The 12907-nt window shown below is 72.6% G+C and carries 10 protein-coding genes; 3 read left to right on the plus strand and 7 right to left on the minus strand.

Annotated features, from left to right (window positions below):
* Positions 1-447 precede the first annotated feature (447 nt).
* The 7 genes from ACFVNO_RS27340 to acs form a co-directional block, all read right to left on the minus strand.
* Complete coding sequence (locus ACFVNO_RS27340; protein ID WP_355268497.1) at positions 448-876, minus strand: VOC family protein; 429 nt, start codon at positions 874-876, stop codon at positions 448-450.
* A 50-nt stretch (positions 877-926) separates the two neighbouring features.
* Entirely contained in the window at positions 927-1403 is a 477-nt protein-coding gene (locus ACFVNO_RS27345; protein WP_378896817.1) for a SixA phosphatase family protein, read from the minus strand.
* Positions 1404-1570: 167 nt separating this feature from the next.
* Positions 1571-3997: a sodium-translocating pyrophosphatase gene (locus ACFVNO_RS27350; RefSeq protein WP_355268491.1), complete on the minus strand. Its 2427-nt coding sequence runs from the start codon at positions 3995-3997 to the stop codon at positions 1571-1573.
* A gap of 398 nt (positions 3998-4395) precedes the next feature.
* Entirely contained in the window at positions 4396-4890 is a 495-nt protein-coding gene (locus ACFVNO_RS27355) for a DUF309 domain-containing protein (protein WP_220564144.1), read from the minus strand.
* 8 nt (positions 4891-4898) lie between these two features.
* The gene (locus ACFVNO_RS27360) at positions 4899-5804 is read right to left on the minus strand and encodes an alpha/beta fold hydrolase (protein WP_355268487.1); all 906 of its coding nucleotides are present in this window, start codon (positions 5802-5804) and stop codon (positions 4899-4901) included.
* A 10-nt stretch (positions 5805-5814) separates the two neighbouring features.
* On the minus strand, positions 5815-6300 hold the full coding sequence (locus ACFVNO_RS27365) for a phage holin family protein (protein WP_220564142.1): 486 nt from the start codon (positions 6298-6300) through the stop codon (positions 5815-5817).
* Positions 6301-6501: 201 nt separating this feature from the next.
* On the minus strand, positions 6502-8472 hold the full coding sequence (gene acs, locus ACFVNO_RS27370; RefSeq protein WP_355268483.1) for an acetate--CoA ligase: 1971 nt from the start codon (positions 8470-8472) through the stop codon (positions 6502-6504).
* 213 nt (positions 8473-8685) lie between these two features.
* Between acs and ACFVNO_RS27375 the strand changes: the two genes are divergently transcribed.
* The 3 genes from ACFVNO_RS27375 (at position 8686) to ACFVNO_RS27385 (ending at position 12823) form a co-directional block, all read left to right on the plus strand.
* A complete protein-coding gene (locus tag ACFVNO_RS27375) occupies positions 8686-9510 on the plus strand; it encodes an oxidoreductase (RefSeq protein ID WP_378896824.1) in 825 nt (274 codons plus the stop codon).
* 980 nt (positions 9511-10490) lie between these two features.
* The gene (ssd, locus tag ACFVNO_RS27380) at positions 10491-11579 is read left to right on the plus strand and encodes a septum site-determining protein Ssd (protein WP_355268477.1); all 1089 of its coding nucleotides are present in this window, start codon (positions 10491-10493) and stop codon (positions 11577-11579) included.
* A 104-nt stretch (positions 11580-11683) separates the two neighbouring features.
* Positions 11684-12823 (plus strand): TadA family conjugal transfer-associated ATPase, encoded by a 1140-nt coding sequence (locus ACFVNO_RS27385; RefSeq protein WP_378896994.1) that lies wholly within the window; start codon positions 11684-11686, stop codon positions 12821-12823.
* Positions 12824-12907: the final 84 nt, after the last annotated feature.

Genomic DNA, 12907 nt, shown 5'->3' on the forward strand with positions numbered 1-12907 from the left:
CTGCGTTTCCGCTTTGTTGTGTCTTCACTTTATCAGTGTTCCCGTTCCCCGCCAAATCGGCGTTTTCCGGGTCCTTCTGATTTCAGTGAAGGCGTCGCTCCCGCTGTTTCCTTTGGGAGCACTCTCCGAGTTTACATGTCCGCAGCACTGCTTCGGACCGCTGAATTTCGGAGAGAAGAAGATCGACCGGCCCGCCCGCTTTCGCGTTCGGCTCGCTCGGTCGTGCCCCTTCGGGTCTTGGACCCGTTGGAGGCGACTCGGAGAACACTACCCCTCGACCGCGAGCGAAGCAAACGTTCGTCGGCGTGTCCTGGGTCACAATCATCGGTCTCGGGGGCGCAGGCCCGGAGGCCGCTGGTGGTGCTGCGGTTCGTCCCGAGGTGGAGGGGTTCACTCTGTGTCCCCTGATCGTCCGGGCCGGGGCGGCGTGGTCGGCCGGCTTTCGGATCAGGTGAGGCAGAACTCGTTGCCCTCGACGTCCTGCATCACGATGCAGGCGTCGTTGCCGTCGTACAGCGTCTCCACGTGTGCCCCGCCGAGTCGGACCAGGCGGGCGCATTCGGCTTCGAGGGCGGCGAGGCGTTCCTCGCCCGCGAGTTCGTAGGCGACCCGCACGTCGACGTGCACCCGGTTCTTGGCGGCCTTTCCCTCGGGAACGCGCTGGAAGTACAGGCGCGGGCCCTCCCCCGCGGGGTCGACGCAGGCGCACCATACGCCCTGTTCCTCGGGGGGCAGCGAGTTCCTGTAGTCCTCCCAGGTGGAGAACTCGCCCGGCAGCGGCGGCAGGACGTACCCCAGCACCTCGCACCAGAAGCGTGCGACACGCTCGGGCTCCGCGCAGTCGAAGGTGACCTGGATCTTCTTGATCGATGGCATGGGCGCACACTCTGACCTGCTGCTTCCCGCGGGCTCGCCTGCGGGGAGGTTCAGCCGAGGATGCGTCCGGACCCCATGCCCGGGGCCGTGTAGAGCCACTCGACCTCCATGTCCACCGCGGAGACGGTGGCCGGCGAGTACGACACCAGGGCCTCGTTGCCCACGAACGTCGCCGCCAGCTGGGCGATGGTCGGGTTGTGGCCCACCACCAGGAGGGTGCGCACCCCTGGGTCGACATAGGTGATCAGCTCGACCAGGGAGTCGACGCCGGCGGTGTAGGCCGACTCCGAGTAGTCGATCTCCGGTGTGGTGCCGAGGGTCTCCAGAACTCCTTCGAGGGTCTGGCGGGTCCTCTTGGCCGCGGAGCAGATGACGTGGTCCGGGGTGTGCCCCGCCTCGGCGAGGAGGCGGCCCACGCGGCGGGCCTGGTCGTGGCCGCGGTCGGTGAGGGCGCGGTCGTAGTCGATGACCCCGTAGCCCGCCTCCGCCTTGGCGTGGCGGAGCAGGAGCAGCGTCCGGTCGGTCATGACGCGATCACCGTCGCGACGATGGAGAGCAGGACCATGAACCCCACCATCACCCCCACGATGACGAACAGACCCTTCATTCCCGACATGAGCCCCCCTGAGTACGTTCTTCGCTCCAGAGTAGGAGGGGCCGCCGGGTGCTCCCGGCGGCCCCTCGTCGTGCGTGCCTAGTTGGTGCGGGCCTCTTCCCTGCCACCGGTCCCGGCGGCCTCGTCGGTGATGCCGCCGCCCCCGACGGCCGGGGAGCCGGCGGAGGGGGTCTCATCGTCGTCGCCGCTCTCGGGCGCGCCGTGGCCGAGCTCGGCCGGCTCGGTCTCGGTGCCCGAGCCGCGCTTCTTGGACCACAGGACCGCGCCGACGAGGATGGCGACCGCCACGACGGTGACGCCGACCCGCAGGACGGTGTTGTCCTGGAAGATGACGACGCTGGGCGCGACGATCAGCGCGACCAGGTTCATCACCTTCAGGAGCGGGTTGATGGCCGGGCCCGCGGTGTCCTTGAACGGGTCGCCGACGGTGTCGCCGATGACCGTGGCGGCGTGGGCCTCCGAGCCCTTGCCGCCGTGGTGGCCGTCCTCGACGAGCTTCTTCGCGTTGTCCCAGGCGCCGCCGGAGTTGGCGAGGAACACCGCCATGAGGACGCCCGCGGCGATGGCGCCGCCGAGGAACGCGCCCAGCGGGGCGTAGCCGAAGGCGAAGCCGACCGCGATCGGGGCCAGCACGGCGAGCAGGCCGGGGGTGATGAGCTCGCGCAGGGAGTCGCGGGTGCAGATGTCGACGACGCGCGCGTACTCGGGCTTCTCGGTGCCGTCCATGATCCCCGGGCGGGTGCGGAACTGCTCGCGCACCTCCAGGACGACGCGGCCGGCGGCGCGGCCGACCGCCATGATGGCCAGGCCGGAGAAGAAGAACACCACGCTGGCGCCGATGATGACGCCGACGAGGACGTCCGGGCTGTCCAGGGACAGCGAGAAGACCTCGTCGCCGCCGAGCTGCTCCTGGACGGAGGTGCGGAACGCTCCGAAGAGGGCGGTGGCGGCCAGGACCGCGGTGGCGATCGCGATGCCCTTGGTGATGGCCTTCGTGGTGTTGCCGACGGCGTCCAGGCTCGTGAGGATCTCGGCGCCCTTGCCCTCGACGTCGCCGGACATCTCGGCGATGCCCTGGGCGTTGTCGGAGACGGGGCCGAAGGTGTCCATCGCGACGATGATGCCGACGGTGGTGAGCAGGCCGGTCCCGGCGAGGGCGACGGCGAACAGGCTGAGGGTGATGGACCCGCCGCCCAGGAGGAACGCCGCGTACACCGCGCCCGCGATGAGCAGGGCGGAGTAGACCGCCGACTCCAGGCCGACGGAGATGCCGGACAGGATGACGGTGGCGGCGCCCGTCTCGGAGCTCTCGCCGATCTCCCGGACCGGCCGCCGGTCGGTCTCGGTGAAGTAGCCGGTGAGGAGCTGGATGGCGGCCGCGAGGACGAGGCCGATCAGGACCGCGGCGATCGCGATGACGCGCGGGTCGGCGTCGGTGTAGCCCGCCTCGGCGATCTCGTCGAGGACGCTCTGGCTCACGCCGGACAGCTCCTGGAAGCTGCCGGGCAGGTACCAGAAGGAGGCGGCGACGACGAGCAGGGCGGAGATGCCGGCGGAGATGAAGAAACCGCGGTTGATCGCGGACATCGCCGTCTTGTCGCGCGCGGAGGGCGCGACGATGAAGATGCCGATGATGGCGGTGAGGACACCGATCATCGGGACCAGCAGGGGGAAGACGAGGCCCTCGACGCCGAACGCGACGCGGCCCAGGATGAGGGAGGCGACGAGGACGACGGCGTAGGACTCGAACAGGTCGGCGGCCATGCCCGCGCAGTCGCCCACGTTGTCGCCGACGTTGTCGGCGATGGTGGCGGCGTTGCGGGGGTCGTCCTCGGGGATGCCCTGCTCGACCTTGCCGACGAGGTCGGCGCCGACGTCGGCGGCCTTGGTGAAGATGCCGCCGCCGACGCGCATGAACATGGCCAGGAGCGCGGCGCCGAAGCCGAAGCCCTCCAGGACGATCGGGGCGTCGCCCCGGTACAGCAGGACGACGACGGCCGCGCCGAGCAGGCCCAGGCCGACGGTGATCATGCCGGCGACGCCGCCGGTGCGGAAGGCGATCCGCATGGCGGTGCGGCTGTCGGCGGCGGTGCCGCCGCGGGCGGCCGCCGCGACGCGGACGTTGCCCCTGACCGCGAGCCACATGCCGATGAAGCCGGTGGCGGCGGAGAGGAGGGCGCCGAGGGCGAAGAAGACGGACCGGCCGATGGAGATGGCCCACGAGTCGGCGGGGAGCAGGAGCAGCAGCAGGGGGATGACGACGACGAAGACCGCGAGGGTGCGGAACTGCCGTCGGAGGTACGCACCCGCTCCTTCCTGGACCGCGACGGCGATGTTGCGCATTCGCTCGGTGCCCTGTCCGGCGGCGAGGACTTCACGTACCAGCATCCCCGCGACGGCGAGCGCGAGGAGCGCGACCGCCATGACGATGATGACGAGTGTGAAGTCGATGCCTTGCAGTTCTAGGGCCGTGCCGCTTGGCGCGGCGAGGTTGAGCCCAGACAATCCGTCCTCCTTGCGACGGGCACGACCTTTTCTCCCCCGCGCACGCGAAGCGCGGGGAATCCCGCGCGGAACCGTGCCCGTACCGCCGTCCGGAAGGAGCCTTGAACTGGCCCGACGGCACGTGGTCCGGGGTCGAAGCGGTGCCACCTTCGGTTTGGTGCACACTGCCCGCGCCACGTGCTCACGGGCGGTGATCCGGAAATCCTACGCAGCCCGAAGAAAAAAGAAGAGAGCGGATTAGGGGTTTTTTCGAGAACGATCAAAGATGTGATCCATCGGTGATCTCGAAAAACGGATAAATGGATTTATCGGCGATATTCTTCTTGCATAACGACTTAATGCGGTGTTAACGTTAAAGTTCCCATAAGGGAATGAAACGGGAAGCCGCCCCAGGGGCCTCAGCGCAAACGCATCCGGGACGGGTCCACCCCGTCGCCCGGGCGGGCGCGGCCCGCTTCGAGGTCGTCGGCGAGGGAGCGGGCGAAGGCCGCCACCGCCGCGGTGTCCACACCGTGCGGGGCGTCCGGGCCGTACGGCTCCACCCGGTCGGCGCCGCGGCGCAGCAGGCGGGCGGCGCCCGTGAGGTTGCCGCGCTGGGCGTGGGTGACGCCCACGGCCGTCTGCGCCAGTCCGCGCCACAGTTCGCGTTCGGACTCAGGGGAGGACTTCCAGACGGCCTCGAGGACTTCGTGGGCGGTGAAAGCGTACCCCCGGTCGAGGAGGTCCTGGGCCGTTTCCAGCCCTTCCTCCGCCGAGAATTCGGCGTCGTCGGGCACCCGCTCCACCTCGCCCGCGCTGCCGTGCGGCATCGGCCGGCCGTAGCGGTCGCGGGGTCGCTGGTTCTGCGCGCGCCCGTCCGGGGCGCGGTCGCGGTCCGCGTTCACCGTGTCCACCTTCTTCCTCAGTCGTCACCGGGGAGGGAGTCGAGCCACCGGGTGAGCTCGTCCGAGACGGCGTCCGGGCGCTCCTCGTGGGGGAAGTGCCCGGCGCCGGGGATCCCCCTCCAACGGTAGGCCCCCGTCACCGAGCGCTCCGAGGCGCGGGCCGTCTCCGGCGGGCAGACGGGGTCGAGGGAGCCGTGGACCTGGAGCACCGGGACGCGCACCGGCGTCCGCATCCGCGCGTGGTAACGCAGGCCGTCCGGGCGCAGCCGGGAGCGGGCGATCCAGCGGTGGTACTCCAGGGAGCAGTGGGACACCTTGGGGATGGAGAACGCGATCCGGTACATCTTCTCGGCCTCGGCGTCGGGCCAGCCCGGGCCGGACCACTCCCGCAGCAGGTCGCCGACCCTGGCGCAGCCGTCGGCGAGGAGCCGGTGCTCGGGCAGGATCGGCAGCTGGGCACGGAGCATGTGGCGGGCGCCCGGACCCGCGGAGAGCATCAGACGGGCCGCCCGGCCCGGGTGCGGGGACGCGACCGCCGCCAGGGCGCGCACGGTGCCCGGGTGGTAGGCGGTCATGGTCCAGCCGACCATGCCGCCGACGCCGTGGCCGACCACGACCGCCCGGCGCGCGCCCAGGGCCCGGACCAGTCCGGCGGCGTCCTGGGCGAGGGTCACCAGGTCGTACCCGCGGGGTGTCTTGTCGCTGCCGCCGTACCCCCGCAGGTCGACGGCGACCGCCCGGTAGCCCGCCCCCGCGACGGCGGTGAGCTGGTGCCGCCACGCCCACCAGAACTGGGGGAAGCCGTGCAGGAACAGCACCAGCGGCCCCTCCCCCAGCTCGGCGGCGTGGAAGCGGGCGCCCGCGGCCCCGACGGTCCGGTGGGCCCAGGGGCCCTCGACGTAGGCGGCCGAATCGTCCAGCACGGTGGGGCGTCTAGTTTCCGGTGGTGGCCGTGGCCCCGGCCCTGCCGGCGGCGGCGACCTCCGAGCCCGGCGGGGTGATCTCGCGGCGCAGGATGGCGCCCAGGCGGGAGGTGGTCAGGCGGGTCCGCTCCAGGCCGCGCATCCGGCGGAAGCTGACCAGGCCGAAGAGGGCGAACACGATCGCGACGAGCAGGTAGAAGCCGGTCACGATGGCGAAGGAGGCCCACCCCGGCAGGCCCGCCACCTCGTACAGGACGAAGGCGATGGTCACCGAGAGGAGGATGACGAAGATGTGCATGAGGACGGCGAACACCGCGAACCCCGCGATGCCCTTGCCGGCCTTCGCCGCCTCGAGCTTGGCCTCGGCCTTGGCGAGCTCCAGTTCGAGGCGCACCAGACGGGAGAAGTTCCCGGTGACGTCCGAGACGAGTTCACCGACGGAGCGGTCGGTGTCTCCGACGGCACCCGGCCCGCCGGTTCCCGGCTTGTCCACCATCGCGGGGTTTCCCTTCTGTCGGTCAGAACACGCGGACGATCCTCCGCATCCTCGCACATGGGCCGCCACCGGTGTCCCTCACGGCACGCACAACACGGGGCTCCGCCTTCGTCACGCGGGTGAGCATCCGTGCCCGGACGAGGAAACGACGGGGGCGCCCCGGGCCCGCGGCCCGGGGCGCCCCGCACGCGGGTGCGCGTGTCAGTCGCCCTGCTTCACGGAGGGCAGCTGCTTGGCGATGACCTCCATGATCGAGGAGTCGGTGAGCGTGGAGGTGTCACCGACCTCGCGGTTCTCCGCGATGTCGCGCAGCAGGCGGCGCATGATCTTGCCCGAGCGGGTCTTGGGCAGTTCGGGCACGGCCAGCAGGCGGGCGGGCTTGGCGATCGGCCCGAGGGAGGCGCCGACGTGGTCGCGCAGGGCCTTGACCGTCTCCTCGGAGACCTCCTCGGCGCCGCTGCGCAGGATCACGAAGCCGACGATGGCCTGGCCGGTGACCTTGTCCGTGGCGCCGACGACGGCGGCCTCCGCCACGCTCGGGTGCGAGACCAGGGCGGACTCGACCTCGGTGGTGGAGATGTTGTGGCCGGAGACGAGCATGACGTCGTCGACGCGGCCGAGCAGCCACAGGTCGCCGTCCTCGTCCTTCTTGGCCCCGTCGCCCGGGAAGTACAGGCCCTCGAAGCGCGACCAGTAGGTGTCCTTGTAGCGCTCCGGGTCGCCCCAGATGCCGCGGAGCATGGACGGCCAGGGCTCGCGGATCACGATGAAGCCGCCCTCGCCGTCGGGGACCGGGTTGCCGTTCTCGTCCACGACGTCGGCGACGATGCCCGGCAGGGCGCGCATGGCCGCACCCGGCTTGCCCGAGGTGACGCCCGGCAGCGGGCTCACCATGATGGCGCCGGTCTCGGTCTGCCACCAGGTGTCCACGACCGGGGTCCGGTCGCCGCCGATGTGCTTGCGGTACCAGACGTAGGCCTCGGGGTTGATGGGCTCGCCCACCGAGCCGATGACGCGCAGGCTCGACAGGTCGAACCCTGCGGGGATGTCGTCGCCCCACTTCATGAAGGTGCGGATCGCCGTGGGGGCCATGTAGGCGATGGTGACCTTGTACTTCTCGATGATCTCCCAGAACCGGCCGCGGTGCGGGGTGTCCGGGGTGCCCTCGTAGAGGACGGTCGTCGCGGCGTTGGAGAGCGGGCCGTAGACGATGTAGGAGTGGCCGGTGACCCAGCCGATGTCGGCGGCGCACCAGTAGACGTCGGTCTCGGGCTTGAGGTCGAAGACCGCCCAGTGGGTGTAGGACGCCTGGGTGAGGTAGCCGCCGGTGGTGTGCAGGATGCCCTTGGGCTTGGCCGTGGTGCCGCTGGTGTACATGATGTACAGCGGGTTCTCGGCGTCGTGCGCCTCGGGGGTGTGCTCGGTGCTCTGGGAGTCGACGAGGTCGTGCCACCACACGTCGCGGTCGGTCCACTCGACGTCCTGGCCGGTGCGGCGGACGACGAGGACCTTCTCGACGGCCGGGCGGTCGGCCACCGCGGCGTCCACGGCGGGCTTGAGCGCGCTGGGCTTGCCGCGCCGGTAGCCGCCGTCGGCGGTGATGACGAGCTTGGCCTGGCTGTCGTCCAGGCGCTGGCCCAGGGCGTCGACGGAGAAGCCGCCGAAGACCACCATGTGGACGGCGCCGATGCGGGCGCAGGCCAGCATGGCGACGATCGTCTCGGGGATCATCGGCATGTAGATGGCGACCCGGTCGCCCCGCGTGACGCCCAGTTCGGTGAGGGCGTTGGCGGCCTGGGAGACCATGTCCTTCAGCTCGGCGTAGGTGATCGTGCGGGTGTCGCCCGGCTCGCCCTCCCAGTAGTAGGCGACGCGCTCGCCCAGGCCGTTGGCCACGTGGCGGTCCACGCAGTTGACGGAGGCGTTGAGCCTGCCGTTGACGAACCACTTGGCGAAGGGCGGCTGCCAGTCCAGGACGGTGTCCCAGGGCCGGTCCCACTGGAGCCTGCGGGCCTGCTCCTCCCAGAAACCGAGCCGGTCCCCGGCCGCCTCGTCGTAGGCGTCGGCCTTGACGTTGGCGTTCGCGGCCAGATCGGCCGGCGGGGGGAAGCTGCGTGTTTCATGGAGAAGGTTGGACAGTGTCTCCTGGCTCGGGGGAGTGCTGTCGGCCACTGTGATTCTCCTTACGTAGGCTGGTTCACACCAAATTAATCATGTGGTCTGGACCTGTGGAACAGGCAGGGTCGGTTCCAGCGCCGGGGGCGACCCGGCGCGCGACGAACGGCCGGTGAGCGGTCGCCGACGGGCGACGAACGGTCGCCGGCGCGGGAGCGGGGGGACGGACGACCGGCGGAGGGCACGCGGTGGCCGGTGTTACCGGCGCGTATGTTGGTTCTCGTGAGCGAAACGACTTCTGCCGCCCAGACCGACCCGCTGGCCAGGATCGCCGCACTGCCCGGTGTGGCCGAGGCCGTGGAGGAGACCCGGACCCTGGTGGACCGGCTGCTGGGTCACCGGATCCTGCGCCGGCGGAGCAGCGACGTGTCCATGGAGTCCTCGCTGCGCGGGGCGTGCGCGTCCGCCGCGCTGGAGGGCGCCGAGGTCTCGATGGACGAGATCCGCGCCGGGCACGTGTACGACACCCGGATCAAGGGCGCCCTGCGGGTGGGCGGCGAGCTGGGGACCCTGGTGGAGACCTGGCCCAAGGCGCCGCGGCAGGTGCTGGCCCGGCTGCACACGCTCGCCGCCGCGGACGCGGTGTCCGCCGACGCCCTGGGGCGGCCGCGCATGGCCGGCGAGCGGGTCGAGGACCCGCTGGAGCTGGGCGAGGCGCTCGCCCCCGAGGCCGCGCTCGCCCGTCTGGAGGGCCTGTACGCGCTGCTGGGCGCGCGCACCTCGGTGCCCGCGCTGGTGACGTCGGCCCTGGTGCACGGCGAGCTGATGGCGATCCGCCCGTTCGGGTGGGGCGACGGGATCGTGGCGCGGGCCGCCGAGCGGCTGACGCTGGTCGAGCGGGGGCTGGACCCCAAATCGCTGGTGCCGTCCGAGCTGGGCCACCGGACGCTGTCGGAGGAGTACGCGCCCGCGCTGCGCGGGTACATGTCCGGGACCGCCGAGGGCGTGGCCGGGTGGGTCGTGTACTGCTGCCGGGCGGTGCGGGCCGGGGCGCAGGACTCGCTGGCGACCTGCGAGGCGCTCAAGCGCGGCTGAGGGCCGGGCGTGTCGCGGGCCGGGGCGGGCCCCGGGCCGGGGCACGGCGAGGGCCGGCCGGGACGGCCCGGCCGGCGGCGGATCGGGGCGGCGCGGAGCGGTCCGTGAACGGAAACCGCGCTTGTTACTCGTCCATTTACCAACGGGTAGAGGCACGAACGATATCGGTTCGGTCACGCTTGTCCGTTACCCAATGTTTCGGGATTGCCCCGGCCTCTCGCCGAACACGGCGAACGGCGCCCCGCGGGGAATCCGCGAGGCGCCGTCTCCGACCGGCTGCACCGGGTTAACAAGCATCCATTCGTCTGTCCTGACCAGGCGCTTCATCGAGCGTCTCGGTCGAGGCGGGCCCTACGAGGCCTGCTGGTGCGTGGGTTCCCGGTTCACCTGTCGGGGTGGGTCTACGCCACCGATCCCTTTCTTTCTACGCCGGTCCCCGGGCTTCGAAAAGGTGGTTGGTCCAACTTTTCATCCTGGATTCCCGAACCGATACGCAGTGTCACGTGGTAGCGTCGGTTCCGTCGTTCCGACGGGAACCGGTTCACACCACTTCGGCAAAAGCCGTGGCGTGCGCGCATTTCGTGTGCGGCCCGGTGGGGCCGGATCCGGGCGGAACGCATGTCCCGACGCGCTTTTCGGTGGTCCGGGGGCTCCCCTCCCCTCGTCGACCCTTCCGAAGGGCGGGCCCGGCCCTCCCCCCAGGGTCGAGAGGGCGATCCACCCGCGCGCCCCCCTGACGCGGGACATCGCACGAGGCCCGTTCGCCGAGCCTGCCGGGTGGGATGTGCATCCGCCCCCGTGTGCGCATCCCGCCCGCAGGTCTTCGGAGGCGGCGTCCCGGCCCTGACCGGCGCCCCGCCGTCCGGTGCGGCCCACGGCCCCGCCCCGGACGGGTTATCCACAGATCGACGGTCCGGCTTTCGCCGACCCCCGGGATCGGCGATGGTCGAAGGGTGCCCCTCCCCCTGCCCGGAGGCCCCATGGACGCCGTTCCCCTCATCGCCACCGCCGACACCGGACTGCTCGACGACCTGCTGCGGCTGTCGGCCGCCGCCTCGGTCCGGGTCAACACCGCCGACACCGTCGACCGCGCGCTGCTGTCGTGGCCGCGCTCGCCGCTGGTGGTGCTGGGCGCCGACCTGTACCCGGAGCTGCGTTCGGGTGAGCGGCCGCCGCACGCCCGGTTCGTCGTGGTGGCCCGCGGCGGTCCGGACGCGGGGCCCGGGCCGGGTCCCGGACACGGCGGGCCCAACGGTGCGGGCGGGGCGGGCGGCACCATGCTGCTGCCCCGGGACGAGATGCTGCTGACCGGCCTGATCTCCGCGAGCGGACAGCCCGGGCGGCGGGCGCCGACCGTGGCCGTGATGGGCGGGCGCGGCGGGGCCGGGGCGAGCCTGCTCGCCGTCGCCCTGGCACTGGCCGGGGCGCGGGGCGGGCACGGCACCGCGCTGCTGGACGCCGACCCGCTGGGCTGCGGTCCCGACATCCTGCTCGGCTGCGAGCGCGACCCGGTGGACGGCAGGCTCGGCTGGGACGACCTGACGGACCGGCGCGGCCGGTTGCGCTGGTCGGACGTGGCGGCGCGGCTGCCCGGACCGGCCGGGATCTCGGTGCTCACCTGGGTGCACGGGCCGGACGCGCGCCGGGGTCCGCTGCCCGCTGCCGCCGCCCGGTCGATGCTGGAGTCGGCCCGGCAGGGGTGCGACCTGGTGGTCGTCGACCTCCCGCGGTCGTTCGGGGCCGCGGTCACGGCCTTCCTCAACCGCTCGGACCTGGTGCTGCTGGTCGTGCCCGCGCAGGTGGCCGCCGTGGTGTCGGCGTCGGCGATGGTGCCGCGGCTGCGGGCGGAGTCCCGGGAGGTGCGCGCCGTGGTGCGCGGGGCCTCGGGCGGGCTGACCGCCGACGTGGTGGCCCGGGGGCTGGGGCTGGCACTGGGAGCGGACCTGCCGCCGGAGCCGGGCCTGGAGCGTGCGCTGGCCGCCGGACGGCGGCCCGCGGACCACCCGCGTTCGCCGCTGGCCGGGTTCGCCGACCGGCTCGTCGCCGAACTGACGGGGGTGCCGCGGTGAGCGCGCTGACCGAGCGGGCGCTGCGGCGGCCGTCGGTGACCGGCTCCACCCTCCTCCGGGACGGGCCGCCGCCCCGGCGCACCGGCGGCTCCGCCGGGCCCGACCTGGTGGAGGCGGTGCGCAACCGACTGGTGGCCTCGGGGGTGGTGGTCAGCCCCGGCAACGTGGCGGCGGCGCTGCGGGCGGAGGGCGGGGTGCTGGGCGACGCCGAGGTGCTGTCGCTGACCCGGCGGCTGGCCGCGGACCTGGCCGGTGCCGGGCCGCTGGAGGAGCTGATGACCTCCGGGGTCACGGACATCCTGGTCAACGGGCCGGACGAGGTGTGGGTGGACGACGGCGGCGGGCTGCGCCGGGTGGAGGTGCGGTTCGAGTCGGCGGAGGCGGTGCGGCGGCTGGCCCAGCGGCTCGCCGCCCAGGCCGGGCGGCGGCTGGACGCCGCGGTGCCCTATGTGGACGCGCGCCTTCCCAACGGAGCGCGGCTGCACGCGGTGCTGCCGCCCGTCTCCCCCACCGGTGCGTGCCTGTCGCTGCGGATGCCGCCCCGCCGGGTGTTCACCCTGGACCGGCTGGTGGACTGCGGGACGCTCACCCGGCGCGGGGCGGCGCTGCTGCGGGCGGTGGTGGACTCGCGGGCGGCCTTCCTGGTGAGCGGTGGCACGGGGACGGGGAAGACCACCCTGCTCTCGACGCTGCTGTCCCTGGTGGACCCGGGCGAGCGGATCGTGCTGGCCGAGGACTCCCCCGAGCTGCGCCCCGACCATCCGCACGTGGTGCGCCTGCAGACCCGTCCCGCCAACATCGAGGGCAGCGGCGAGGTCACCCTGGAGGTGCTGGTCCGCCAGGCTCTCCGGATGCGCCCGGACCGGTTGGTGGTGGGCGAGGCGCGGGGGCCGGAGATCGTGTCCCTGCTGGGCGCGCTCAACACCGGCCACGAGGGCGGTGCGGGGACGCTCCACGCCAACGGCGCGGGGGACGTGCCGGCCCGGGTGGAGGCCCTGGGCTGCGCGGCCGGGCTCGGACGGGAGGCGGTGCACAGCCAGCTGGCGGCCACCGGGGTGCTGGTGGTGCACCTGGTGCGGGAGGCCGGGGTCCGGCGGCTGGCCGAGGTCCGGGTGCTGGACCACGACCGCCAGGGGCTGGTGCACACGGTGCCCGCGGTGTCGTTCGCCGCGGGCGGGGCCCAGCGCGAGCACCCGGGGGTCGGCGTCCTCACCGCCCGTGTCGGCGACGGCTGGCGCCGATGAGCACCGGCGCGGGAGGCACCGCGAGGGAGCCGTGGCGGCGGCGCCCGAGGACTGCGCGCCGGCCGGGCCGGGGCCCGGGAACCG

It is taken from the genome of Nocardiopsis sp. NPDC057823 (genome assembly GCF_042797335.1).
In the GTDB taxonomy this organism is placed as follows: Bacteria; Actinomycetota; Actinomycetes; order Streptosporangiales; family Streptosporangiaceae; genus Nocardiopsis; species Nocardiopsis changdeensis.